This window comes from Chryseobacterium sp. S90, assembly GCF_047444895.1.
GTDB lineage: Bacteria > Bacteroidota > Bacteroidia > Flavobacteriales > Weeksellaceae > Chryseobacterium.
Window position 1 is genome coordinate 1,213,099 of the sequence record NZ_JBLGCX010000001.1, and the last position, 25,013, is coordinate 1,238,111.

The following is a 25,013-nucleotide window of genomic DNA, read 5'->3' on the forward strand; positions in this document are numbered from 1 at the left end:
TAGACATAGTTCCACGCTTTTTTGTTTCTATAACTGATTAGCTTGGGATAAAAATTAATTTAAACATTTGGCACTTGTAGTACGTAATACAAAAGAAAATGGATAAATAGACTTGCAAGCAAGACACCAATAGGAACCTAATGTGTTATAAACTTTGATTCACATTTAAAAATTAAAAACTTTAAACAAGATGAAAAAATTACTTTTTTCGGGACTATTAATGATTAGCTCCTTATCTTTTGCAGCAATATGGACAGTAACAACTACTTGCGGAGTTGTCGGAAAAATCGAAATTGCCGATAATGCCACGACCTCCCAAGTTGCCCAAGCAGTAAGCCAGTATAATTATAATCAATGTGGCGTTAGACCTGCTAAGGTTAATCTCAGCCTTGAACCATAGTCTTTTTTTATTAGGGTTCGTCAAATTGGCGAACCCTAGTAATTTAAAATCTAAAAAGATGAATCTACAAAAAATACTATTCTTTTTCTTTATTTGTATGATCAATTTTTTATCCTCTCAGGATTTAAAATCTAATTATGTATGTACATATAAATTGGATTATATAATAAATGGAAAAAAAGAAAATGAACAATTCATTATGTATATTGATGCTAAAAATAAAAGATCATTTTTTCAAAGTTCAATAAATTATGCAAAAGACACAATAGACATAAAAGATCCAATGCAATTAGCTAATTATGAAAGTGATTTTAATGAAAAAGTGCTATTTGATAAAAATTCATTTAAAGTTTTTGAAACAGTAATGGATGCCAAACTATCATATTCAGAAAATCAAAAACTAAGTTGGATAATATTAGACAAAATCAAGAAAGAAGAAAGTGTAACTATGCAATTAGCAAAAACTAATGCTTATGGAAGGACTTGGTATGCTTGGTTTAGTAAAGACATACCAATTGACTTTGGTCCTTACAAATTTAATGGTTTACCAGGTTTTATCGTTTCTCTATATGATGAAAAAAAGAAATTTGTATTTACTCTTCAAAAGTTCAAAAAGAAAAATAAAACATTAAAACTTCCAAATCCAAAAAATTATAAGAATATTCTTAAAAACGCTTTCAATAAGTCTAGATTTAAAATACAGACAGCGGATAGTGGAGTTATTATTTTTAATAATGCAAAGGAAAGGGAAAATTGGATGAAAAAACTTGAAGAAAGATATATAGTTTCGCCGTTGCTAGATATTGAGTTTCCAATTAAATAATATTATATGATGTTTATAAAGAGTAAGCAAGAAACTCACTGTCTATTCTGATACTCTTCGTATTTGGCTTATATCAGATTATAAGTCTTTCATAACAAATAAACCCTATCAAAAAATCTTGATAGGGTTTTATTAAATATCTTTTTCTGATTATTATCTGGCAATATTCACAGCTCTCGTTTCTCTGATTACTGTTACTTTTACCTGTCCCGGATAAGTCAGTTCATTCTGAATTTTCTCTGAGATATCGTAAGAAAGTTGAGAAGCTACTTCATCGTTCACTTTCCCGCTCTCTACCATTACTCTCAGTTCTCTACCAGCCTGGATTGCATAAGCACTTGATACTCCATCGAAGCTTAATGCTGCAGATTCAAGGTCTTTCAATCTCTGGATATACGATTCCAATACCTGTCTTCTTGCTCCCGGTCTTGCTCCTGAGATTGCATCGGCAACCTGAATGATCGGAGATAATAATGATTTCATTTCAATTTCGTCGTGGTGAGCTCCGATAGCGTTCACTACTTCAGGGTTTTCACCATATTTCTCAGCCCACTGCATTCCTAAAAGTGCGTGTGGTAGTTCTGATTCCTGCTCAGGAACTTTACCGATATCGTGTAAAAGACCTGCTCTTTTGGCTAGTTTCACGTTTAATCCTAATTCAGCAGCCATAGTTGCAGCAATGTTAGCAACTTCTCTTGAGTGCTGTAGTAAGTTTTGTCCGTAAGAAGAACGGTATTTCATTCTACCTACAATTTTAATCAATTCAGGGTGTAATCCGTGGATTCCTAAATCAATGATCGTTCTTTTACCTACTTCAATAATTTCCTCTTCAATTTGTTTTCTTGTTTTTTCAACGACTTCTTCGATTCTTGCCGGGTGAATTCTACCGTCGGTAACCAATCTGTGAAGGGATAATCTTGCAATTTCTCTTCTTACCGGATCAAAGCATGAAAGAAGAATCGCTTCCGGGGTATCATCAACGATGATTTCAACTCCTGTTACAGCTTCCAAAGCACGGATATTTCTACCTTCTCTACCGATAATTCTACCTTTTACTTCATCAGACTCGATGTTGAAAACGGATACTGAATTTTCAATAGCCTGCTCAGTTCCAATTCTCTGAATAGTCTGAATAACGATTTTTCTTGCTTCGTTTTTCGCATTCATCTGAGCTTCTTCCATGATGCTCTGAACGTGTGCCTGTGCTCTTGTTTTAGCCTCAGCTCTCATGGTTTCTACCAATTCTGCTTTAGCTTCCTCTGCAGTATAATTAGATATTTTTTCAAGTATTTCTACTTTCTTAGCCGTAGCTAAATCTAATTCCTGCTGTTTTCTTTCAAGAATTTCGTTCTTCTTAGCGTAGTCTGCAATCTGCTTGTCTAAATCTTTTTCAAGTTTTCCGGTCTTGCTAAGTTCATCATTCAGCTTATGCTCTTTGTCTTTCGTTCTCTTTTCAACTTCCTGCATTTTCTTTTCACGGGACTGAATGTCTGCGTCATGCTGAGATTTCAATTCCAGGAATTTTTCTTTTGCCTGAAGGTTTTTTTCTTTCTTTATGGATTCAGCTTGTACGTTAGCTTTTTCTATAAGGTTTTCGGCATTTTTTGTTGCATCATCTATGATAAATTTTGCCTTAGTATTCAATGAGCTTTTAGAGAAAAACATCCCTATGATTGCCCCAATAACTAAGCAAATAACGCCGGCTATAATGGCTGTTGTCATAATATATATTGAGTTTTAATTGTCTTCATATCCAAATAAAAAAGCCTACAATAATCCAGAGATTGAGAGTAAACTCCTAATCAACACGATTTGAACTGATTTCCATTGTCTGTAATCCGGAAATCCGGCACGCCATTCGATGGACATTTGTTCGGTAATTGTTTAGCGTTGAGTTTACCTTTAATGTGTTAGAATTATTGTAGGCAGTAATTTTTCAGGAAAAAAAATCTATTTCCCGATTTCATTCAACGACTGATTAATCTGCGTTAACCTTTCGTTGGTAGAATTAATATTTTTTTCGTAGTTAAGAGAAACTACTTCTGCATTGGTTCCCAGTTTAAGGGCACACATAGCCAAAGCATCCTGTTTATCTCTTACATCGAAGTTCTGTTCAAAATCTTTAATCATATTCTCGATCTGCTTCCCTACTTTACGCAAAGTTTCTTCCTCTGCTGCCGGTACGTTCAGCGGATACACTCTTCCTGCAATGTTGACGGTTATTCTCCTTATCTCCATTATAATCCACTGTTTTGAAGCTGAGCAATACAGAAATCAATTTCTTTCACCAATCTGTTGATATGGTTTTTCATTAATCTATTGTGTTCAGGATTTCCTGATATTGCTGAATAAAGTTTTATATTTTTTTGTTCTTCTGCTAATACCTGATTCTTTCTTCTTTCCTCATCATACTTCTTCTTCAACTCTTCATGCTCAATATTTAATTCTCTTAGATTTTCAGTAAGATTTTTATAATTCTTTTGCAGAGTCAAAATTTTTCTCTCTAATTCTGAAAAATTGTTTTCTAAATCTTGAAGCATTTCAGGTTTGTATATTCTAACTAGAAGCAAAAATAAAAAAATAATAACACTAACAAAAATAAAACGCTCTATATTTTGATATACCAACAAAAAAGGAGGCGCTGATGCACCTCCTATGTATTTTCAATAAAATATTTTTTATTCAAATTTCAGAACAAACATTACGGCTCTTGTCTGTAATGTTGAGATTGCAGAAGCCCAGTAAGGAGGTGTAGTAGCGTTATCAGCCACTTTCTCATTGTTCATGAAGAATGTTCCTCTTACGGCAGGAGTCAGTTTAAATTTGTTGAAATAAAACTGGATTCCCATTTCTGCAGACCACGCAAAATTGTGAGTCGTTGATCTGTAGATTCCCTGCATGTTATCATCTGTGGAAGTTGAGTTAGACTGAAGGTTTACAACATAGTTCACCCCCGCAGCAATGTAAGGTCTTGAATTGTACCATCTTTGTCCGTGAAGTTCCAACATTACAGGAACGTCAATTAATGTAGATTTAATTTCTCTTACTTTATCCTTTTCCTGTAAAGGGAATGGCATAAAAGGAGGATTGGTCAAAGAACCGCCTGCATAAATGTCATTGGATTGAGTATTAAAAGTCAACTGTCTTTGTGCAAACTGTAAACCTGGTTCTATCCTTACATCAAGATAATCATTCAGTCTCCATTTTGCAATAAGTCCGGCACCGAAGCTATAACTTTCCTTGGAGGTAACAAGGTTTTCATTATCATTCATCCCATATTTCGGATGCAAAACAATGCGGTAATCCAGTCTGTTCCCGTTCAAATAAAACCCCCAACTGAATTTCTGCTCGTCGAAATCTTCCAACTTATCCATTCTGTTTCGGGTTCTGAATTGCGCGTTTGCAAAAACGGCAACATTTACTGAGGTTAAAACCAGTGCTTTTAATAGAAATTTATTCATAGGTTACTTTGTTGCTTTATAAATTGTGGCTATACCTAAACTTAATTTTTTATATTCTACTTTCTTAAATCCCGTATCTAAAAGAATTTGCTTCATCTTCTCCCCGAAAGGAAAAGCATTTACAGAATCCGGAAGGTATGTATACGCCCTATTATCCTTAGAAACCAATCTGCCGATGGCAGGCAATATATTTTTGAAATAAAACATATAAAATGGCCCCATGAAACCCTCTACCTTTGAAAACTCCAGTATATAAACACTTTTGTTATCTTTAACTACTCTTCTTAACTCTGCTAAACCTTTGGGAAGGTTTTCAAAATTCCTTACTCCAAATGCAACGGAAACAGCATCAAATCTATTGTCCTCGAAAGGTAAATTTTCCGCATCCCCTTTTTGCATGGAAATTTTGCCGTCTAATTTAAGTTTTTTTATTTTAATAACGCCAACATTCAGCATTTGTTGTGATAAATCTAATCCAACTACTTTAGAACCGGTTCCTTTTTCAATAGTAATTGCCAGATCTCCCGTTCCTGTAGCCACATCCAGCACTTCCTGCGGATTATCATTTTTCATCCATCTTACCAGTTTATTTCTCCACAAAACATCAATTTTCATGGATAAAACATGGTTCAGAAGGTCATACTTCGGTGCAATATTGTCGAACATATCCTCTACCTGGCTTTTTTTCGTAGCCTCTGAATTGTAGGGAGTAACTTTGGTGATATCTTTTGTCAAAACTTAAAACTTGTAATATTCTTTATAATAATTTAGGTAATCCTGCTTTCTGAAGATTTTAGATCGGGATTCCACTTTCTGGATATTCTTGATCACTTTGTCATAGTCTTCATCCACATTGTAATAAAAATCTTCTGTGTAAAGCTTATTGAAGCGTTTGGCTCCTCCGTAATAATCCTTTCCGTCAATGACCGTTTTATCAAGATTGGCCAGTAATGAATCTTTTTTAAGATTGTATCCATAATACTGGTCATTTACATAGTAATCCTGATGGGTAATATTAATCAGACCACGAAGCTTATTCACTTCAAATGCCGAATCATACAGCATTTTTTTGTTCTGATCAAAAACCTGAATAGAGTTTTTCCCTTTATTCAAATCCACATGCACGTACTGCCCGGCAGAGATGATTCCTTCAGATCCGTTATTGATCTTAAAGTAATAGGTATTCGGGGTAGGATTATCTACAACATAATAATTCTTCTTGGCTAAAAAAAGGAAGTAGATCCCAAAGGCAACGATAAACGCCACAGCTGCAATAAGTAAGCCTTTTAAGGACGAGTTGTTTTTCATAGATTGTAAAGTACAATTTTTGCAAATTTAATAATATTTTTAATTCTCCGTTATTAATATTAATTATTAACTTTGCATCTTTAAAAAAATCATATAAACGAATGCCGAATACGATCATTATTGGCTCTGGATGTTATATTCCGAACAGAGTTATTGGTAGAGATTACTTCATGAATTCCGAGTTCTACACTGAAGACGGAGTAAAGATTGAAAAGCCTGTGGAAGAGACCATTGCGAAATTTGTAGAGATTACAGAAATCGAAAACAGGAGATTCATTGAGGATGATCTTTCCAACTCACAAATCGGTTATGAAGCTGCAAAAATTGCCCTTGAGGATGCAAAAGTAGACGGCGAGGAATTGGATTATATCATCTATGCAAGCAATTTCGGAGAAGTTACCGAAAACGGATATGCTGATTTTATGCCTACAATGGCAGCTAGAGTGAAGAATAAACTGGGAATCAAAAACAGAAAATGCGTAACGTATGATATGCTTTTCGGATGTCCGGGATGGGTAGAAGCAATGATTTTGGCTGATAACCTTATTAAAGCTAAAGTAGCAAAAACAATTCTTGTAATTGGAGGTGAAACACTGAGCCGTGTAACAGATCCGCATGACAGAAACAGAATGATTTTTGCTGACGGTGCCGGAGCAGTTGTGGTAAAAGCTACTGACGAAGAAAATGTAGGAATTATTGCCCACAATACAATCTGTGACAATGGTCCGGAATTGAATTATCTTGAAAATGCCCCTTCTATCAATAAAGAAGTAGACCAAAAACGTCTTTATGTAAGAATGCTGGGAAGAAAAATATACGAATACGCTCTTAAAAACGTACCCGTTGCCATTAAAGAGACCATTACAGATGCAGGTCTTTCTATTGAAGATATAGATAAAATCTTAATTCACCAGGCAAACGCTAAAATGGATTACGCGATGATTGAAAGACTTCACAGGCTTTATGACATCAAAGAATATGACCACGCGATCTCTCCTATGACGATTCAGGATCTTGGAAATACCTCTGTAGCAACAATTCCTACCATGTATGATTTAATAATTAAAGGAAAAATGGAGGGTCAAACGTTTAAAGAAAAAGGGAACATTGTGATGACTTCGGTAGGTGCCGGAATGAACATCAATGCGCTCGTTTACAGATTTCCTTAAAATATTTAATAAACAAAAAAAATATAAAAGCACAGGGAAGTTATTCTTTGTGCTTTTTTTATCAGAACATGCAAAAGAATTTTTTAATCATCGCTGGAATCTTCCTGTTTTTGGAAGTTTATATTTATCAGGCTATCAGAACACTCACTGATAATTCATGGATAAGAATTGGATATTGGGTACTTTCATTAGCCGTGTATGGGATTTTCGCTTACGAAGTCACCCACTTCCAAAGATCAGACAGAAGTACGGTAAGGGCTCAGATTATGATCTCGTTATTTTTGATTTTCATCCTTCCTAAAATTTTTGTAGTTCTGTTCTTATTAATTGATGATATCTTCAGAACCGGAGGATACCTGATCGGCTTTGCCAAGTCTTCAGAAAACTTCTTCCCGGAAAGAAGGAAATTCCTGAGCATCGTAGGCTTGGGAATGGGAGGCGTTCTTTCCGCCCTTTTCATAGACGGGATTACTTTTGGTAAATACCGCCACACCGTAAGAAGAGTAAGGGTAAAATTCAATAACCTCCCAAAAAGCTTCAAAGGATATAAAATCATCCAGATTTCTGATGTCCACAGTGGAAGCTTCTCTGACCCCAACAAATTACAACATGCGATAGATCTGATTAACGAACAAAAACCTGACTTGGTATTGTTTACCGGAGATATGGTAAATAACGTTGCAGACGAGTTCAAACCTTTTATTCCGTTGTTTTCAAAAATTCAGGCTAAAGACGGCAAGTTTGCAGTATTAGGAAACCACGATTACGGAGATTATGTATCCTGGGAATCACCTGCAGCCAAAAAAGAAAACCTTGATACACTGATTGGTTATGAAAAGCAGGCTGGCTTTGATATGTTGAGAAACGAACACAGAGTCATCGAAAGAAACGGAGAACAACTTTACATTCTGGGTGTTGAAAACTGGGGATTAAAACCGTTTCCTCAATTCGGAAAGATTGATGATGCTTTAAAAAATGTACCGGAATCCGCTACAAAAATATTAATGAGCCATGACCCTACCCATTTTGATTATGTGGTAAAAAAACACCCCGCAAACATCCACCTCACCCTTTCAGGACACACGCATGGGATGCAGTTTGGACTTGATCTTAAAAATGTAAAATGGTCACCGGTACAATACAAATACCCAAAATGGGCAGATTTATATGAAAGCGAAGGAAAGCTACTGTATGTAAACAGAGGATTCGGAGTATTGGGATATCCGGGAAGAGTTGGAGTATTGCCGGAGATTACGCTTTTTGAGCTGAGTTAGAGATGCGGGGTGCGGGGTGCGAGTTATTAGTTGCTGGTTGTTTGGTTGCGAGTTAGTTTTGTTTTGAGGGTTCGGGTTACGAGTTACGTTTTTTTTGTTTCGAGTTTACTAGTTGCTGGTTACACACAACCTTAAACTTTAAACTTTAAACCTTAGATTCTCTCCCTAATCCCTTTAACCTAAAACCTGCTACCTAACATCTGCTACCTGCTACCTAAAAAATATAATCTTTCATACGGGAAGTAGCCATTTCCCTGTCATTGAGAAAAGTAAGGAGGGCATCTAATTTGTCCTCCATTTTTTTGCCCGAAAATAAGCTTCTGTAAAAAGGAATATCAAAACGGTATTTCTTAAAATCTGTAAACTGCCATGTGTTCAGGTAGATCAGTACAAATTCTTCATTCTGCAATGTTTCCAGAACCATATTCTGATAATACTTCATCGGCAGGATCTGAAACACGAAATCATTATAAGGAAGCTGACTGTAAGGAGAGATACTTTCAGGGACAATACTCAGTCCGTCCTCTTCTGTAATTTCCGTATCTCTTTTAAGCCTTTTGAATGGAAAAAGAATATTGGCATTGTCGATATTGGAAACATAATTAAATTCCATCAGCTTCAAAATTTCCTGTGAAACCTTTACATCTTTCTGACGGATTCCCCTGATCTGTTTTTCCAGAAGATCCTGAATATTTTTTTTGGCATTTTCAATTTCTTCAGGATTGGAGTCTTTATTATAAAAAGCAATTTCATGCCCTTTGGATGAAATTGCTTTTATTAAATTTTGAAGTTTTCCGACAAGAGAAATCTCTACGAAAAAACTTGATTTGATATCGTGAATATCTAAAATTCTAAGAATTGCTCTGGTATTATTTTCTATAATTTTTAAACGCTCATCATCAGTAATTTGAGAGCCGTTTTTTACTTCAGCTTCAATACAGGTGATGTTAAAAGTCAATAATACCATTTAAATTAAAGTTTATATAAATTCTATAAAATATTAAAAATCATATGTTAAAAAGATTATTAATTAAAGTATTACTTTACATTATTAATCCTTGCTTAATTTTACTTTAAGATTCTTGATCATGTCCTTCGTCATTTCAGAAATTCCGAAATCATAAGTCAGACCCCAGTCTTTTTTAGCTACAGAATCATCAATAGAAGCCGGCCAAGAATCTGCAATTGCCTGTCTGAAATCCGGATTATAATCAATAGCAAAATCCGGAATTTCTTTCGTAATTTCTGCTGCCAGTTCTTTTGGAGTAAATGACATTCCCCCTAAATTATAAGAAGAACGAACTGATAAACTTTCTTTCGGAGCGTCCATTAATTTCAAGGTTGCATTGATGGCATCATCCATATACAACATCGGCATTCCTGTATCTTCGGAAATGAAACTTGTATATTTTCCATCTTCAATTGCTTTATAGAAAATCTCAACCGCATAGTCAGTAGTTCCACCTCCCGCCGGAGTTTTCCATGAGATCAATCCAGGATATCTGATACTTCTTACATCTACACCATATTTATCGAAATAGTATTCACACCACTTCTCCCCTGCCATTTTGGAGATCCCATAAACGGTTGTCGGATTCAACACTACATCCTGTCCTACATCATGCTTTGGAATTCCTTTTCCAAATACAGCGATAGAACTTGGCCAGAAGATCTTTTTAAGAAGCCCCTCTTTCGCCATTTCACAAAAATGAAGTAGTGGCTCAAGATTCAGTTTCCAGGCAAAAATAGGCTGCTTTTCCGAAGTCCCGGATAAAAGCGACGCTAAGTGATACACTGTAGTAATCTCGTAATCATGAATCACCTGTCTTACCAATTGCGTATTGGTAACATCCATTCTTTCATAGTGCCCGGCAGAAGTAATTCCTTCCTGCCATCTGTCTAATCCTGAAGCAACAACATTCTCCGCTCCGTGGATTTCAACAAGTCTGTTCGTAAGTTCGGTACCAATTTGTCCCAAGGCACCTGTAATCAGTATTCTTTCCGTATAGGATTCCATTTTTCAGATTTTTTTAGAATTGTACAAAAGTAAAAAAAACATGCCAACCATAATAAAAAAGGTGTATTTAAAATAGTATCACGATAACGCTCTGTATTTTCAATTAGATAATTTCAATGAAAGAAGAAATCAAATGCAATGATCATCAGGTTGCTGTTCGGTGAAAATTCAATAATTTTGTTTCAAGAAAAAACAATCATATGAAGAAGATTTTAATTGCTTCGATGCTGTTGGCTGCTCAACTCAGCTGGGCTCAGTTCACAGATATCAATATTATCAAGGAAGTACAGGTAAAAAAGAAAGGCGTAGTGGTCTCTGCACATCCACTAGCCAGTGAAGCGGGCGCCAAAATCTTAAAGATGGGCGGAAATGCCTACGATGCTGTTACCGCAACGCAATATGCCCTTGCTGTTGTTTATCCACAGGCAGGAAATATCGGAGGAGGCGGATTTCTGGTAGGCGTAAAAAACAATGGGGAAAAATTCACATTGGATTACAGGGAAACCGCTCCGAAAAAAGCTTCCCGTGATATGTACATTGATAAAAAAGGAAAAGCAGACACGGATCTTTCTCAAAACGGAAGACTGGCAGTGGGTATTCCCGGAAGTGTGGCCGGTTTTTTTGCTACCCTTAAATACTGCAAACTCCCTATGGAAAAGATTATTCAACCCGCCATTGATCTTGCAGAGAAAGGATTTGCCATTACAGATAAGGAAGCAGAAATGCTGAATAACCAAAGGGAAAAATTTCAGAAACACAACAAATCTTCTATCATTTTTGTAAAAGATGCTCCATGGAAAGCCGGAGATTTATTAATTCAAAAAGACCTGGCTGAAACCTTGAAACTGATCCAAAAATTAGGAGCAAAAGGCTTTTATGAAGGGAAAACAGCCAATCTTTTGGTGGATGAAATGAAAAGAGGCAACGGAATTATCACTCTGGAAGATCTTAAAAATTATAAAGTTGCAGAGAGAAAAGCCCTTGAATTTGAATATAAAGGAAGCAATGTAGTAACGATGCCGCTACCTTCAAGCGGTGGAGTTCTTCTGGCTCAGATGCTCAGAATGGCAAGTTTTGAAAACCTTGAAAAATATCAGCAAAATTCTACAAAAGCAGTTCAGATCATGACTGAAGCAGAAAGAAGAGCCTTTGCAGACAGAGCAGAATATATGGGAGATCCGGATTTTATTCAGGATAAAACTTCTTATCTGATCTCTGACGACTATCTGAAAGGAAGATGGAAGAGTTTCAGTTTTGATAAAGCTACACCAAGTGCAGAAGTAGGTAAAATTATAGAACAGCCAAAAGAATCTATGCAGACTACCCATATTTCCGTTTTGGATAAGGATGGAAATGCAGCTTCTGTAACAACAACTCTTAACGGTTATTACGGAAGTAAAGTATTGGTTTCAGGAGCCGGATTCTTCTTAAATAATGAAATGGACGATTTCTCTATCAAACCAGGCGTACCCAACATGTTCGGTGCAGTGGGCGGAGAAGCCAATTCTATCCAGCCGAATAAGAGAATGCTTTCTTCTATGACCCCAACTATTCTCCTTAAGAATGGAAAACCTTATATGGTAGTGGGAACTCCCGGAGGAACTACCATCCCTACTTCAGTATACCAGTCTATTGTAAATGTTGTGGATTTTAAACTAAACGCCAATATGTCAGTGAATGCACCAAAATTTCATCACCAATGGCTTCCGGAAACGATTACGGTAGAAAACAATTTCCCCGAAAGTACAATTTCGGATCTGAAAAGCAAAAACTATGTTATTGAAAAAACAAAATACATTGGAAAAACAGAAATGATTGTTCTTGATGAGAATGGAAGCATCCATGCAGTAGCAGACGGCCGTGGAGATGATTCTGTTGCAGTGGAATAATAGTATCTTTCAAAAAATTAAATACAGCTCCGGCTTCATTCTAAAAGGCTTTTGCCTTTTTACGAATGAAGCCGGAGTTTTTTATTGATCAGTCCTCAATACAGATCTTTTCAATGACTTTTGTCATGTTTTCAGATAAATTTTCTTAATTTTCGCCCTTAAAAAAACAAAACGACTGTTCTTTGAAAGCAAAAAAAATATACAATCAGCTTTATTTCCAGGTGATTATTGCCATCGTTGCCGGTATTCTTCTTGGAAAATTTTATCCTGAACTGGGAGAAAAAATGAAACCTCTGGGGGATGGATTCATCAAATTAGTAAAAATGATCATCGCCCCGGTCATCTTCATTACCCTTACGCTGGGAATTGCCCACATGACCGATTTGAAAAAAGTAGGCCGGATTGCCATAAAAGCAATGATCTATTTTTTCACATTTTCAACGCTTGCACTTATCATCGGATTAATAGTAGGAAATATCTTACAGCCGGGTCATGGCTTAAATATTGATCCAGCTACTCTTTCAGGCGATGTTTCGCAATACCAGGCAAAAGCTCATGAATCAACGCTTACAGGATTTATTATGAATATTATTCCGGAGACTTTATTCAGTCCTTTGGTGGGTGATAATATTCTTCAGGTTCTTTTGGTGGCTATTTTGATGGGAGTTGCCTTGGTTTTAACAAAAGAAAAAAGCCAGAAAGTAACTGATTTTTTACAGGATCTGTCAACTCCGGTATTTAAAATCGTTCATATGCTTATGAAACTGGCGCCTATAGGAGCTTTTGGAGCAATGGCATTTACTATCGGAAAATACGGGCTTCATTCTGTACTGAACCTTATATTTCTGGTAGGTACCTTCTATATTACATCTATACTATTTGTAGTTTTGGTATTAGGAGCCGTGGCATGGTATAACGGATTTAACATTTTTAAGCTTCTTTTTTACCTTAAAGAAGAACTTCTTCTTGTTTTGGGAACCAGCTCATCAGAATCTGCCCTTCCGGGAATTATGGAAAAGCTTGAAAAAGCTGGTTGCTCCAGGGCTATTGTAGGTCTTGTAGTGCCTACAGGATATTCCTTCAATCTTGACGGAACCAATATTTACATGACACTGGCCTCTCTGTTTATTGCACAGGCATTAAACATCCATCTTCCTATTGAAAAACAGCTAATGCTTCTGCTAGTAGCCATGTTAAGTTCAAAAGGAGCAGCTGGAGTTACCGGCGCCGGATTTGTAACACTCGCAGCAACCCTGGCAGTAGTTCCTGAAATTCCAATTGCCGGAATGACATTAATCCTTGGGATAGATAAATTTATGAGTGAATGCAGAGCATTGACGAATGTAATCGGGAATTCTGTAGCTACGGTAGTGGTTGCCAACTGGGAAAAACAGCTTGATAAAAAACAACTTCAATACTGCCTGGATCATCCGGCCGAAGTTGAGAAAAAGCTGGAAGTGTAAACAGGTGGCAAATCGTAGGTTGCAGGGATTAGGGGAATTCAAAGTTCAAAGTTTAATGTTTAATGTTGTGTGTAACACGGAACTCGCAACCCGAACCCTCAAAACAAAATTAACTCGTAACCAAACAACCAGCAACTCGTAAACTCGAAACCTGTACCCTTAAACCAAAATACTTAAGCTTGACGGCTGTACTTTAACATGAATCGGCGATTTGATTTTATTGAATTCACCGTCCAGATGCCAGTTTTTGGTATTGACTTTAAATGATATTTCAGAGACTGGAAGATAGGTGACATAGTCATCGTCTTTCAGTCTTTTTGTAAACATTCTGAAAGCAAACAATGCAGAATAGGTTAAAGGAAACTTTTTCACCAAAACCATATCTACCAGGCCATCACTTTTGCTGGCTTTCGGAGCTATATAAGCGTTGTTGCCAAACTGGCGGGTATTGGCAATATTCATCATCAGATACCTTCCATTGTACTGCTGATACTCTTCTTCCAAAAACTTCACCTTAATAGGTTTATAGTTGAAGAAAGTTTTTAAGGAAACTTTGATATAGTTTTTAAATCCACGGCTTGTTTTTTCAAATTCCTTGACAACTTTCCCGTCAAATCCTGTTCCTGAAACATTGATAGAAAGCCTGTCGTTTACCGTAAAAGTATCAATCTTTCTGGAGTTTTTGACTTTTATTTTTTCTAGAAGTTCATCCAGATTTTTACTGAACTGAGTTTCATTGGAAAATCCGTTTCCTGAACCGGCCGGGAAAATAGCCAGAATTTTTTCTGTATTAATCAGATTTTTGGCTACGGTAGAGATGGTACCATCCCCTCCTATAGCCACAAAAACATCCACTTCTTCAAAATGAGACTGGATAAACTCATCGGTTCCGGGAATAGATTCTGATACATAATACAACGGGTTGTTAACCTTTGTTTTAAGTTCATTCAAAAACGGCTGATAGTTTTTTTTGGCCGAAAAAGGGTTGATAATAAAAGCTACTTTTTCCATTGACGCAAAATTAAAAAATGCTTCCTGATCTGGAAGCATTAATTTACTTAATTTTCATTCTTTCTTTAAATTCTGCATTTAGTGTGCCTTTCAGGTCTTCCCAGGAAACAGGAATTGTGATATCTCCTGCTGCAAAAGCGGCAATTTCGTAGGGACTGTAATGGAAATACAGGTTTTTATCATCAAAATAAAAGTTATCGGATGCAGGAATTTTCTCAACTAACAGCATTTCTGAGTTTTTTACTTCTCCGTCACCATCCATCGTTCCACTGTTGATTTTATCGATATTTTTCATCAGAATTGCTTCAATTTTATTTTTAGGCATTGAAGTAATATCTTTCAATTCTAATTTTTTACTGTTTTTAAGATCAAAAACTCTTTCTGAAAAGCCATAATTATCATGAGCTCCCCCTTCATACCCGCTTCCTACATACTGGATATGCATATAATCATTTATATTGGACATCAAATTCATATGTGAACTCGAATACCAATTCTGAGCATAGGTAACATCTGAAACCCAATCTTTATTATCATTTTTTATAGAACTGAAATAATCATTCTTTTCTCTATCAAGGTAAGCCTGGAGACCTGCTTTGGAAAAGTCTTTGATTTTTTCATTCTGGAAATAGATGCTGTCTAATAACTTTTTATCTTTTAATGAAGGAAAAACCAACAGTTTTGAAGTGTAGCTCACTTTTAAAGAATCTGTGATCTTTGTAGAATCATTCACTTTCACAGAGTCTACGGCAAATCCTTCAGTGGTTTTATTTTCGATTTTTTCTACTGGCTCTGCCTTTTCATTTTTTTTACAGGCAGTCACTGCTAAGAAAGAAGATAATGCTACAACAGCAATCGTATTTTTCATAATTATGATTTTTGGTATCAAATACAAAAACCATTCAAAAGATGAATGGTTTTTGAAAAAACTTTATTTTTTTTATAAATCTTGCTTAATTTCTTTTAAATATTATTTTTTAACAAGGCTTATAACCTGATTTTCAAACTTAGATGCTACTCCCCAGATTTGTTTAAAAGCAGGATAATATTCTTTTGGATAATCTGAACTGCTCACTTTTGTGGTGGTAGTCACTTCCAGTTTATTTCCTTTTTGTTCTACAGAATAGGTATATGCTATTTCTTTATCTTCAGTAACGATTCTTTTTTCTTTAGGCATTTCTTCAATGACATATCCTTCAGGGATTTCAAGAACGATTTTTTTCACTTTGGTGATCGGTGATCCAAAATCGATGGGATACTGTCTTACTTCCGTCTGATCAAATTCGTTTGAGCTTTTATTTAAAAATAACATCGGATTGATGATCATTTTCTTTCCTACTCTATCAATAAGGTTCATTGAGGAGAATTTCATGCTGCTTTCAAAATCACCGTTTTCTAAAACTTTTGAATTGATATCTGTAAAGTCCATAGAAAAGTTTTCCTTATACTGCTTTTTATATTTTTCAGCATTGTCATCATAGCTGTCTTTCACATACATTGCATAAGCACCTGTATCTCTGTCAGAATAGGTTCCGGAAATACTTCCGTCATCATTGATCTTGCCATTGACTGTAAGGAAAGTGTTGCTTGATTTTATATTGGTCATTTGAATCTGCAGAGTCTTTTCCTTAGTGACCAAAATCCCATATTGATTCCAGCTTTTAAGAGGTATTTCATCCAGAGAAGATTGTTTTGATGTGGCGTCATAGATATGCAATTGATTATCAATATTGATAGAAGCCAATACAAAATTCATGTTGGAAATATTGGGAGATACCAGATTAATCAATCCATTTTCCACGGTAGAAATTACCAACGGATCAGCCTTAAGCCCGGCTTCACGAAGCATCATTACTAGGAAAAGATTGATTTCCGCTGCATTCCCTACTTTGGTTTCCAGAAGTTTTTTAATACCATCCTCAGTATAAATTCCCTTGTCTTTGTTCCATGTAAATGTTTTCTGAACGTATGAGAAAATAGCATTCGCTTTTTCAAGATCGGTTTTCATTTCTGAAACTCCTGCCGGCATGTTTTCTTTTGCCAGTTTTGTTCTTTTCAGTTCGCCTCCAAAATCTTCGCTTTCGTAAAGTCTTTTCCCAATCTGATCCCAAGATGATGAATACAGTTTAAGCTCACCGAAGTTAGTAGAGTTCAACTCTGCACTGATTTTCGTTCTGAAATTCCTGTCATTTCTTACAAATTTTTCAGTTTTAAAGCCTTTCAAGTTCTCAAAAGCAAATCTGAAGGTTTTATATTGTGTACCATACAGATTTCTTTCCTCCATTTCCCTGTGTTTAGGTGAAAGTCCTCCAGTATAGTTTACATTATAAGACATATTGATAGGAGTATCAAGAACATATTCTGTGTTCAGGGAAGGGGTATCAGATTCTATCAATACCTCTGGAATCATAAAACGGAACGGAGATATAATTTCATACTGATATTCTAAGATAGACCCATTTTTCACACTCGGAAAAGCAAATTTTGTCAGAGTAACATATTTATTCTCCTTACTTTTATATTGTGAACTTTTTTCTACTTTCACGGGAACCGTTATTCCGTTTTCAAGATTGTAGGTAAAAGCCTTGAATTTACCCAGTGATTCTCTGTTGGTCCCAACATTATAGATAGGAATTTCAAGATTCAACCAGTCTTCAGCTTTGTCTTTATCATAAATCTTAACCCTGAAATAATATTTTTTGTGCAGATTCCCTGTGTTCGCATCTATCATAAAGTAAGCAGATTTATACAAAATTTCAGCAGGAGCATTTTCATCCAATAAAGATTTAGTTTTGGATAAATCTGCATCGTTGAATTTCGGAGGGTTCAGAAATTTGTATTTCTTCTGAGCATTCATCATTATTGCACTGGCAGAGCAAAGGACCAATACTATTAGTTTTTTCATGGTTATATTTTTGTTATTAAAATTTTTGAATTATCCATATTCAGAATTTTCTTTCTGAAACTGATGTAATCATTGTATTTTTCTTTTGGGTACAGACCTTTATTAATCTGCATTTTTCTTGTCACTTTTATCTGATTATCATTTTTAACAAAGCTTAGCTTATATGATCCAAATTCAGAAGTGATGTTTGAGTTATCCGGAGTTTCATCAATTTTATAGCCCAAAGGAAGCACAAAGGCAATTTCATATTCATCTTCAAAGGACATATTGACTTCAAAAGGAAGTTCACGGTTCTCATCCGTCTTATAAACAACATCAGAAAAAATGGGTACAGATCTGAATAAAAGGCTGTTTCCTGCTTTTTTAGAGAAATTATTGGTTTTAAAATCAAGGTCGTACGTAATAACAGCATTATCTCTGTCATTAGTAAAGTTTTTCATTTCCACTTTTTCAAAGTTTAAAATGTCAAAATTTGCTTTTACCGCGTCATTTTTCTCTTTTGGATTTAGGTTTACGAACCTTAAGTTATAATCATATTGATTCCCTGTGTAGTAAAAGTTTCCTGTTCCGGCAATACTGTTATCCTCGTTAAGGTTAATTTTCAACACCTGTTTTTCCTTATTTTGTTCTGCTTTATATACAGGTGTATTGATAAGTTCAATTCCTTTTGGGGTCACCGCCAGTACATTTCTATCAGTTGTACTGTAATTTAAATGGTTAAAAGCCATTTGCTGAGAAGTATTTTCAAGCCAGATATTCCCTTTTTCAGTCGGTACCATCAGGATAACGTGGTTTCCACCCATAGAAGGGAATTCAGGATCAAAAGAAACCTGTGAACGGCCAGAAGTAATGATACAATAATTGGAAGGAATTCCTGCTTCATTCAGAAGAACTTTCATATAATTGGTAAGTCCCTTGCAGTCTCCGTATCCTTTTTTCTGAACCTCATCCGGCATCATAGGCTGCCAACCGCCTATTCCTAAAGCAACAGCAATATAACGGCTTTTGTTCTGCATGTACTGATAAATTTTCTTCACCTTATCTTCCACAGATCCCTGCAGTTTCAAAGATGCCACTTCAGCCTTGATCGCAGGAGTAGAAGCTGAAACCGGTATCAGAAGATCATTATAAATCCAGGTTCCGAAATCGGTCCAGCTATTTAAAGTTCCCTGCTTTCCTGCCAGGCTGAATTTTGCCAGTGCAAAGTTTACTGCTGGCAAGATTTTAACGGGCTCCGGTATCATAAAAGCATCATCAATTGCAGGTACGTTTTTGTATAAATAGGTTTTATCATTTGCTCCGCCACTTTCTATTACAGAAGCATAGTTGTAGTTTGACGGATATATCTTAGTACGAAGTTCAATTCCTGAAGCATTAGTAATTCTAAACTGAGCTTCTTCCAGGGATGTTTTGATAGAAGTAAATGGTACAAAGTCAGGGATGAAAACTGTATTTTCATCATCAGTTTCATAAGAAAAGTCAACGGTATAAGGATACTGAGCCGGTGTATAAGAATACACCAGGACTCTGTTATCAGAATAAAAAATCCCTTGAGGGTTGTTTGCTATATCCTGAAAATCAGATTTTGAAACACTTTTAATCTTTTTTCCGGCTTCATCGTAAATGGTAACTTTTACACTTGAAATACGTCTCTGCTTATCATAAGGAATATAGGCTGTGGCCTGATCATTACCATCTTTGTTTAAAACTGTGGTAACCTTATTATACTGATATTTTATTTGATCAATTTTATTGATCTGAGCTGTTGTAAAATCTTTTCGTATAACAACATTCGCATTTTTCTTTAAATTCTCAGGAATTGCAGAAGCAGGATAGCTTTGTGCAAAATATAATGAGGCAACAGAGAAAGCCCCAAGAACCAATATTTTCATCATAGTTATTAAAATTAAGCAAAAATAAGAAAATCTTAATAACTGTTAAAAAAAATATAAGGCTTCAACACAGTGAAGCCTTAAACCTAATACTTAAAAGGTACTTTTTGGATGTACCTATAAGGATATGAACACATTATCAACTTTTCATTATTAAGATTCTGAAAAGTTAAAACAGAATATTTATACTCATTCCAGATATTTATTCTGTGCATGAAGGGATAAAACTTCATATTGTCTGCGTTTCAAATTTAAAATAAATTATGATTCATATAATTCAAAATCTGTAGAATTAATAATAAGCAGGAGTACAATTAATTCTACAATCCATAAAAAAAGACCTCATTTCTGAAGTCTTTAAGTTTTTCATTTACTTTTTTTTAATCATTTGGAACCAGTTTACTATCAAACTGATCACTGCCAAGCCCCAATACCGGAATAAAGATAAACCCAAAAAGAAGAATCAGAATGGTGTACAGAGGAGTTTCTTTGGCAAAACCTTTGGCTAGTCTGTCATATACAACCCAACATGCATAGATGTTTACCAACGGAATAAAGAACAGAATAATCCACCATATTGGCTTTTTCACGATCTCCAACAATACTATTGAATTATAAATCGGGATAAAAGCGGCCCAGGCATCTTGTCTTCCTGCTTTCTGAAAGATTTTGTACATGCAGTATCCATAAAAGATATAGCACAGTAAGCCGAAGAACATTGTTCCGATCCCTAATCCTGCAGCGGCTGCTCCAGACACTGCATCTGCCCCATTGTAAGGGTCTGTTTGTAAAAGAGTTAACATATTATTGTTTTTTTGGTTTATCCAAATATAAAAAAAGCTTCTAAATAATTAGAAGCTTTTTTTATTATATTTTTAAAAAGGTTTATGCATCAATTTTTGCATATTTCGCATTTTTCTCGATAAACTCTCTTCTTGGCGGAACTTCATCTCCCATCAACATTGAGAAAACACTGTCTGCTTCCACTGCATTATCAATGGTTACCTGTTTCAGAATTCTGTGTTCAGGATTCAGGGTTGTTTCCCAAAGCTGTTCAGGGTTCATTTCCCCAAGACCTTTGTAACGTTGTACTTCTACTCCTTTTCCGTCCGGAGACATTTCTAAAGTAAATTCTTCACGTTCTTTTTCATTGTACGCATATACTTTTTTGTTACCTCTCTTTAATAGGTATAAAGGCGGTTGAGCAATATAGATATATCCGTTCTCAATAAGTTCTTTCATATATCTGAAGAAGAAAGTAAGAATCAGAGTAGAGATGTGGGAACCATCGATATCAGCATCGGTCATAATCACAATTTTATGATATCTAAGCTTCGCCATATTCAAAGCTTTGCTGTCTTCTTCAGTACCTACAGATACTCCAAGGGCAGTATAGATATTTCTGATTTCCTCGTTGTCATATACTTTATGAAGCATAGATTTCTCTACGTTCAAAATTTTACCTCTTAACGGAAGGATAGCCTGGAAGTGTCTGTCTCTTCCCTGTTTAGCCGTTCCACCTGCGGAATCTCCCTCTACAAGGAATAGTTCAGATTCAGCCGGGTCTTTGGATGAACAGTCAGAAAGTTTCCCGGGAAGACCAGAACCTCCCATTGGAGATTTTCTCTGAACCATTTCACGCGCTTTTTTCGCAGCCTGTCTTGCCTTAGCAGCTAAAACAACTTTTTGAACGATTACTTTAGCTTCATTAGGGTTCTCTTCCAGGAAGTTTGTAAGCATCTCCCCTACAATTTTATCAACAGCACCGGAAACTTCAGAGTTTCCTAATTTTGTTTTGGTCTGTCCTTCAAACTGAGGTTCCATTACTTTTACAGAAATCACGGCTGTTAATCCTTCACGGAAGTCATCACCGGTAATTTCTACTTTTTCTTTTGCCGGAAGTCCCAATTCGTCTGCATACTTCTTTAAAGTTCTTGTTAAAGCTCTTCTGAAACCTGCAAGGTGAGTACCTCCTTCGTGGGTATTAATATTATTAACGTAAGAGTGAAGATTTTCGTTGAATGACGTGTTATAACGCATCGCCACTTCAACAGGAATATCGTCTCTTTCACCTTCCATGAAAATCACGTGCTCCATAATAGATTCACGGTTACCATCGATATAAGCAACAAATTCTTTCAACCCTCCTTCAGAATGAAAAATTTCTGAGCGGAAAGAACCGTCTTCCAATTTTTCTCTTTCATCAGTAAGCGTAATTGTAATTCCTTTATTAAGGTAAGAAAGTTCTCTTAAACGGCTGGCTAATGTATCATAGTTGTAAATCAGTTCAGTAAAAATGGTATCATCCGGCTGAAAAAACTGCTTTGTACCTCTTTTCTCACTATGTCCGATCTCTTCAACCTGAGTCTGTGCTTTTCCTTTAGAGTAAATCTGCTGATAAATATTCCCGTCTCTGTAAACAGTAGTTACCATTTCATTGGAAAGTGCATTCACACACGATACCCCAACTCCGTGAAGACCTCCTGAAACTTTGTAAGAATCTTTATCAAACTTACCTCCGGCTCCAATTTTTGTCATTACAACTTCAAGGGCTGATTTCTGCTCTTTTTCGTGGAAATCAACCGGAATACCTCTACCGTTATCACTTACTTCAATTCCGTTTCCTTCCTTGATGCTAACGAAGATCGTGTCGCAGTATCCTGCCAATGCCTCGTCAATAGAGTTATCTACTACTTCATAAACCAAATGGTGAAGACCTCTTGTTCCTACATCACCAATGTACATTGAAGGACGCATACGAACGTGCTCCATTCCTTCCAATGCCTGAATACTACTAGCTGTATATTGTTTTTGACTCATATTAAATATTAAAAATCTTGCTCTATGCAAAGACTTACAAATATCGTGATTTTTTTCGAGGTATGAAAGTTAAAAAGTGTCAAAAAAATGTAGAGTTTTCTTATTGAAAACATAAGGAATTGTAATCCATAAAAGAATCAAAATTAATCTGTATTCCTGAAATATCAACTGTTTTAAATCATACTCAACATCAATAATTTATGCTTAAATTTATTTACTGAAAAGTTGATATTATGGATGATTTTATTGCTGCCCGTGCCCAGATGGCACTTTCTCTGGGCTTTCATATCATATTCTCCTGTGTGGGTATGGTGATGCCTTTTCTGATGGCTTTTGCCCATTGGAAATACCTTAAAACCAATAATGAAGTATATAAAGGACTTACAAAAGCATGGAGCAAAGGTGTAGCCATCCTTTTTGCTACCGGAGCTGTTTCTGGAACAATGCTTTCTTTTGAGCTGGGACTTTTATGGCCCGGTTTCATGAAACATGCAGGTCCTATTTTCGGAATGCCTTTTTCACTGGAGGGAACAGCCTTTTTTATTGAGGCTATTGCCATCGGGTTCTTTTTATATGGCTGGGAAAGATTCAACAAATGGTTTCACTGGTTCTGCGGATTTCTTGTAGGAGTAAGCGGACTTGCTTCCGGAATTCTTGTAGTAGCGGCTAATTCATGGATGAATTCTCCAACGGGTTTTGATTATATTAATGGACAGTATCTTAATATAGATCCTATTAAAGCAATGTTCAACGATGCATGGTTTCCACAGGCACTTCACATGACTGTTGCTGCATTTTGTGCCACAGGATTTGCGGTAGCCGGAGTACATGCCTTTATGATCATGCGAAAAAGAAATATTGAATTTCATACCAAAGCGTTTAGAATTGCGGTAGGTTTTGCTCTTATCGGCGCATTCGGAGCACCTTTAAGCGGTGATGTTGCTGCAAAATCGGTAGCAGAAAGACAACCGATAAAACTGGCTGCCATGGAAGCTCATTTTGAAACAGAAAAAGGAGCTTCATTTATTGTTGGGGGAATTCCTGATGAAGACAAAGAAGAAGTGAAATATGCGGTGAAAATCCCAAAAGTTTTAAGTTTTCTGGTGAGTAATGATTTTAATGCTGAAGTAAAAGGTCTTAAGGATTTCCCGAGAGATGAATGGCCTCCGATTGCAGTTGTTCATTACGCTTTTCAGATCATGATCTTTTTCGGAGTGGTGATGATAATTATTGGAGTTATTTATTTATATTCTTTTTTCTTCAGAAAGGAATGGCTGAATAAAAACTGGCTGTTAAAGACCTTTTTAATTGCAACTCCTTTTGGATATATTGCCCTGGAAGCAGGATGGACTGTGACGGAAGTGGGAAGACAGCCGTGGATTATTTACGGAATTATGAGAACAGTAGATGCAGTTACCCCAATGCCTGGAATACAGTATTCATTCTACTTCTTTACTGCAATTTTCATATCATTATCAATGATTCTTATCTTCCTTTTAAGAAGACAGATTCAAATGGTACCGAAACTTTACGATCCTACCGACCCTCAGTTTAACGATAAAAACAAAAAATCATGATCTACGTTGTTATAGGTTTTCTCTGGCTTTCCATCTGTCTTTATATTATTCTGGGAGGGGCCGATTTCGGAGCTGGTATTGTAGAGCTTTTCAGTAATAAAAAAGCCAGACATAAGACTCAGGAAATCATGTATGAGTCTATTGCTCCTGTATGGGAAGCCAATCATATGTGGCTGATCATCGCAATTGTGATTCTCTTTGTAGGGTTTCCCGAAATCTATACCACCATGTCTACCTATCTTCATATTCCTTTGGTATTGATGCTGGTAGGAATTATTGCAAGAGGAACGGCATTTACTTTCAGACACTATGATGCTGTGAAAGACAACTGGCAGGTTTTATATACCCAGATTTTCTATTACGCGAGTCTTTTAACACCTTTCTTTTTAGGGTTAATTGCTGCGGCAACGGTTTCCCACTCCATCAATCCTGACGCGGTAAGTTTTGTGGATTTATATATTTTTAGCTGGCTGAACTGGTTTGGAGTTTCTGTGGGACTATTCACTGTTGCATTGTGTGCCTATCTTGCTTCTATCTTTTCATTAAGGGAGACCCGTGATAAAGCAGATCTTTTACTGATGATAAGAAAGTCCAAACAGACGATGATCTTTGTTGTCATTACCGGAATATTGGTGTTTTTAACAGCTTATATTTCAGATATTCCTCTTTTGATGTGGGTCTTTTCAAAACCTTTGGGAATTATGGCAATCGCTTTTGCTACCATTGCATTATTGCTTATTCTAAGAGCGTTGAACCGACAAAAACTGCTTCCGGTACGTGCATTGGCAGGATTTCAAATGGTCATGATTTTAGTCGCTGCAACGTATCAGCATAATCCGAATATTATTTTATTAGGAAACGGACAACATCTTTCATTACTGGAACATATGGCCCCCGAAAAAACCATTGCCGCATTGGGATGGGCTTTGATGCTGGGTTCATTATTTATTCTTCCGTTTTTATTTTATCTGATGGCTTCGTTCAGTAAACTGAGAAAATAATCA

22 protein-coding genes are annotated in these 25,013 nt (G+C 36.1%); 8 read left to right on the forward strand and 14 right to left on the reverse strand.

What is annotated here, in order from left to right; translation table 11 throughout:
- The first annotated feature begins 190 nt into the window (after window positions 1–190).
- Together ACLMCG_RS05640 and ACLMCG_RS05645 are read left to right on the forward strand one after the other, a co-directional pair.
- Window positions 191–400 (forward strand): hypothetical protein, encoded by a 210-nt coding sequence (locus ACLMCG_RS05640; protein ID WP_413959110.1) that lies wholly within the window; start codon window positions 191–193, stop codon window positions 398–400.
- 58 nt (window positions 401–458) lie between these two features.
- A complete protein-coding gene (locus ACLMCG_RS05645) occupies window positions 459–1,223 on the forward strand; it encodes a GLPGLI family protein (RefSeq protein ID WP_413959111.1) in 765 nt (254 codons plus the stop codon).
- A gap of 153 nt (window positions 1,224–1,376) precedes the next feature.
- Here ACLMCG_RS05645 and rny read toward each other — a convergent pair whose 3' ends face one another.
- The 6 genes from rny to ACLMCG_RS05675 all read right to left on the reverse strand — a co-directional run bounded on the left by rny (window position 1,377) and on the right by ACLMCG_RS05675 (window position 5,992).
- The gene (gene rny / locus ACLMCG_RS05650) at window positions 1,377–2,945 is read right to left on the reverse strand and encodes a ribonuclease Y (RefSeq protein ID WP_223600299.1); all 1,569 of its coding nucleotides are present in this window, start codon (window positions 2,943–2,945) and stop codon (window positions 1,377–1,379) included.
- A 228-nt stretch (window positions 2,946–3,173) separates the two neighbouring features.
- The gene (locus ACLMCG_RS05655; protein WP_077415090.1) at window positions 3,174–3,461 is read right to left on the reverse strand and encodes a cell division protein ZapA; all 288 of its coding nucleotides are present in this window, start codon (window positions 3,459–3,461) and stop codon (window positions 3,174–3,176) included.
- Complete coding sequence (locus tag ACLMCG_RS05660) at window positions 3,461–3,763, reverse strand: hypothetical protein (RefSeq protein WP_047423523.1); 303 nt, start codon at window positions 3,761–3,763, stop codon at window positions 3,461–3,463. The genes ACLMCG_RS05655 and ACLMCG_RS05660 overlap by 1 nt, the downstream gene beginning before the upstream one ends.
- A gap of 138 nt (window positions 3,764–3,901) precedes the next feature.
- Entirely contained in the window at window positions 3,902–4,684 is a 783-nt protein-coding gene (locus ACLMCG_RS05665) for a porin family protein (protein WP_047423525.1), read from the reverse strand.
- A gap of 3 nt (window positions 4,685–4,687) precedes the next feature.
- A complete protein-coding gene (ubiE, locus tag ACLMCG_RS05670; RefSeq protein ID WP_047423526.1) occupies window positions 4,688–5,419 on the reverse strand; it encodes a bifunctional demethylmenaquinone methyltransferase/2-methoxy-6-polyprenyl-1,4-benzoquinol methylase UbiE in 732 nt (243 codons plus the stop codon).
- 3 nt (window positions 5,420–5,422) lie between these two features.
- The gene (locus ACLMCG_RS05675; RefSeq protein WP_047376865.1) at window positions 5,423–5,992 is read right to left on the reverse strand and encodes a hypothetical protein; all 570 of its coding nucleotides are present in this window, start codon (window positions 5,990–5,992) and stop codon (window positions 5,423–5,425) included.
- Between the two features lie 101 nt (window positions 5,993–6,093).
- Here ACLMCG_RS05675 and ACLMCG_RS05680 point away from each other — a divergent pair, with 101 nt between their 5' ends.
- Both ACLMCG_RS05680 and ACLMCG_RS05685 read left to right on the forward strand, forming a co-directional pair.
- Entirely contained in the window at window positions 6,094–7,161 is a 1,068-nt protein-coding gene (locus ACLMCG_RS05680) for a 3-oxoacyl-ACP synthase III family protein (protein ID WP_413959112.1), read from the forward strand.
- A gap of 68 nt (window positions 7,162–7,229) precedes the next feature.
- Complete coding sequence (locus ACLMCG_RS05685) at window positions 7,230–8,435, forward strand: metallophosphoesterase (protein ID WP_413959113.1); 1,206 nt, start codon at window positions 7,230–7,232, stop codon at window positions 8,433–8,435.
- A 214-nt stretch (window positions 8,436–8,649) separates the two neighbouring features.
- Here the strand turns inward: ACLMCG_RS05685 and ACLMCG_RS05690 are convergent, their stop codons facing one another.
- Together ACLMCG_RS05690 and ACLMCG_RS05695 are read right to left on the reverse strand one after the other, a co-directional pair.
- Complete coding sequence (locus ACLMCG_RS05690) at window positions 8,650–9,402, reverse strand: polysaccharide deacetylase (RefSeq protein WP_413959114.1); 753 nt, start codon at window positions 9,400–9,402, stop codon at window positions 8,650–8,652.
- A gap of 84 nt (window positions 9,403–9,486) precedes the next feature.
- Complete coding sequence (locus ACLMCG_RS05695) at window positions 9,487–10,452, reverse strand: NAD-dependent epimerase/dehydratase family protein (RefSeq protein WP_223600305.1); 966 nt, start codon at window positions 10,450–10,452, stop codon at window positions 9,487–9,489.
- Between the two features lie 200 nt (window positions 10,453–10,652).
- On the opposite strand from ACLMCG_RS05695, the gene ggt reads away from it, so the two are divergent.
- Together ggt and ACLMCG_RS05705 are read left to right on the forward strand one after the other, a co-directional pair.
- Window positions 10,653–12,341: a gamma-glutamyltransferase gene (gene ggt / locus ACLMCG_RS05700; protein ID WP_413959115.1), complete on the forward strand. Its 1,689-nt coding sequence runs from the start codon at window positions 10,653–10,655 to the stop codon at window positions 12,339–12,341.
- 182 nt (window positions 12,342–12,523) lie between these two features.
- Window positions 12,524–13,804 (forward strand): dicarboxylate/amino acid:cation symporter, encoded by a 1,281-nt coding sequence (locus ACLMCG_RS05705; RefSeq protein ID WP_223600307.1) that lies wholly within the window; start codon window positions 12,524–12,526, stop codon window positions 13,802–13,804.
- Window positions 13,805–13,963: 159 nt separating this feature from the next.
- Here the strand turns inward: ACLMCG_RS05705 and ACLMCG_RS05710 are convergent, their stop codons facing one another.
- The 6 genes from ACLMCG_RS05710 to gyrB form a co-directional block, all read right to left on the reverse strand.
- Window positions 13,964–14,815 carry a diacylglycerol/lipid kinase family protein gene (locus ACLMCG_RS05710; protein ID WP_413959116.1) on the reverse strand — a complete coding sequence of 284 codons (852 nt, stop codon included), beginning with the start codon at window positions 14,813–14,815 and terminating at the stop codon, window positions 13,964–13,966.
- Between the two features lie 43 nt (window positions 14,816–14,858).
- A complete protein-coding gene (locus tag ACLMCG_RS05715; protein WP_413959117.1) occupies window positions 14,859–15,683 on the reverse strand; it encodes an RsiV family protein in 825 nt (274 codons plus the stop codon).
- A gap of 102 nt (window positions 15,684–15,785) precedes the next feature.
- Window positions 15,786–17,720 (reverse strand): transglutaminase-like domain-containing protein, encoded by a 1,935-nt coding sequence (locus ACLMCG_RS05720; RefSeq protein WP_413959118.1) that lies wholly within the window; start codon window positions 17,718–17,720, stop codon window positions 15,786–15,788.
- Between the two features lie 2 nt (window positions 17,721–17,722).
- Window positions 17,723–19,615, reverse strand: coding sequence for a DUF3857 domain-containing protein (locus ACLMCG_RS05725; protein ID WP_413959119.1), 1,893 nt, complete (start codon window positions 19,613–19,615; stop codon window positions 17,723–17,725).
- A gap of 377 nt (window positions 19,616–19,992) precedes the next feature.
- On the reverse strand, window positions 19,993–20,415 hold the full coding sequence (locus ACLMCG_RS05730) for a DUF5684 domain-containing protein (protein ID WP_413959120.1): 423 nt from the start codon (window positions 20,413–20,415) through the stop codon (window positions 19,993–19,995).
- An 82-nt stretch (window positions 20,416–20,497) separates the two neighbouring features.
- Complete coding sequence (gene gyrB, locus ACLMCG_RS05735) at window positions 20,498–22,432, reverse strand: DNA topoisomerase (ATP-hydrolyzing) subunit B (protein ID WP_213278630.1); 1,935 nt, start codon at window positions 22,430–22,432, stop codon at window positions 20,498–20,500.
- Between the two features lie 233 nt (window positions 22,433–22,665).
- On the opposite strand from gyrB, the gene ACLMCG_RS05740 reads away from it, so the two are divergent.
- Complete coding sequence (locus tag ACLMCG_RS05740) at window positions 22,666–24,009, forward strand: cytochrome ubiquinol oxidase subunit I (RefSeq protein WP_413959121.1); 1,344 nt, start codon at window positions 22,666–22,668, stop codon at window positions 24,007–24,009.
- Complete coding sequence (locus ACLMCG_RS05745; RefSeq protein WP_223600315.1) at window positions 24,006–25,010, forward strand: cytochrome d ubiquinol oxidase subunit II; 1,005 nt, start codon at window positions 24,006–24,008, stop codon at window positions 25,008–25,010. Before ACLMCG_RS05740 ends, ACLMCG_RS05745 begins: the two co-directional genes overlap by 4 nt.
- The last annotated feature ends 3 nt before the right edge of the window (window positions 25,011–25,013 follow it).

Excerpts from the sequence above, each read along its gene's own strand:
- ACLMCG_RS05640 (WP_413959110.1), top strand. The coding sequence starts at position 191 with ATGAAAAAATTACTTTTTTCGGGACTATTAATGATTAGCTCCTTATCT.
- ACLMCG_RS05645 (WP_413959111.1), top strand. The coding sequence starts at position 459 with ATGAATCTACAAAAAATACTATTCTTTTTCTTTATTTGTATGATCAAT.
- rny (WP_223600299.1), bottom strand. The coding sequence starts at position 2,945 with ATGACAACAGCCATTATAGCCGGCGTTATTTGCTTAGTTATTGGGGCA.
- ACLMCG_RS05655 (WP_077415090.1), bottom strand. The coding sequence starts at position 3,461 with ATGGAGATAAGGAGAATAACCGTCAACATTGCAGGAAGAGTGTATCCG.
- ACLMCG_RS05660 (WP_047423523.1), bottom strand. The coding sequence starts at position 3,763 with ATGCTTCAAGATTTAGAAAACAATTTTTCAGAATTAGAGAGAAAAATT.
- ACLMCG_RS05665 (WP_047423525.1), bottom strand. The coding sequence starts at position 4,684 with ATGAATAAATTTCTATTAAAAGCACTGGTTTTAACCTCAGTAAATGTT.
- ACLMCG_RS05675 (WP_047376865.1), bottom strand. The coding sequence starts at position 5,992 with ATGAAAAACAACTCGTCCTTAAAAGGCTTACTTATTGCAGCTGTGGCG.
- ACLMCG_RS05680 (WP_413959112.1), top strand. The coding sequence starts at position 6,094 with ATGCCGAATACGATCATTATTGGCTCTGGATGTTATATTCCGAACAGA.
- ACLMCG_RS05685 (WP_413959113.1), top strand. The coding sequence starts at position 7,230 with ATGCAAAAGAATTTTTTAATCATCGCTGGAATCTTCCTGTTTTTGGAA.
- ACLMCG_RS05690 (WP_413959114.1), bottom strand. The coding sequence starts at position 9,402 with ATGGTATTATTGACTTTTAACATCACCTGTATTGAAGCTGAAGTAAAA.
- ACLMCG_RS05695 (WP_223600305.1), bottom strand. The coding sequence starts at position 10,452 with ATGGAATCCTATACGGAAAGAATACTGATTACAGGTGCCTTGGGACAA.
- ggt (WP_413959115.1), top strand. The coding sequence starts at position 10,653 with ATGAAGAAGATTTTAATTGCTTCGATGCTGTTGGCTGCTCAACTCAGC.
- ACLMCG_RS05710 (WP_413959116.1), bottom strand. The coding sequence starts at position 14,815 with ATGGAAAAAGTAGCTTTTATTATCAACCCTTTTTCGGCCAAAAAAAAC.
- ACLMCG_RS05715 (WP_413959117.1), bottom strand. The coding sequence starts at position 15,683 with ATGAAAAATACGATTGCTGTTGTAGCATTATCTTCTTTCTTAGCAGTG.
- ACLMCG_RS05720 (WP_413959118.1), bottom strand. The coding sequence starts at position 17,720 with ATGAAAAAACTAATAGTATTGGTCCTTTGCTCTGCCAGTGCAATAATG.
- ACLMCG_RS05725 (WP_413959119.1), bottom strand. The coding sequence starts at position 19,615 with ATGATGAAAATATTGGTTCTTGGGGCTTTCTCTGTTGCCTCATTATAT.
- ACLMCG_RS05730 (WP_413959120.1), bottom strand. The coding sequence starts at position 20,415 with ATGTTAACTCTTTTACAAACAGACCCTTACAATGGGGCAGATGCAGTG.
- gyrB (WP_213278630.1), bottom strand. The coding sequence starts at position 22,432 with ATGAGTCAAAAACAATATACAGCTAGTAGTATTCAGGCATTGGAAGGA.
- ACLMCG_RS05740 (WP_413959121.1), top strand. The coding sequence starts at position 22,666 with ATGGATGATTTTATTGCTGCCCGTGCCCAGATGGCACTTTCTCTGGGC.
- ACLMCG_RS05745 (WP_223600315.1), top strand. The coding sequence starts at position 24,006 with ATGATCTACGTTGTTATAGGTTTTCTCTGGCTTTCCATCTGTCTTTAT.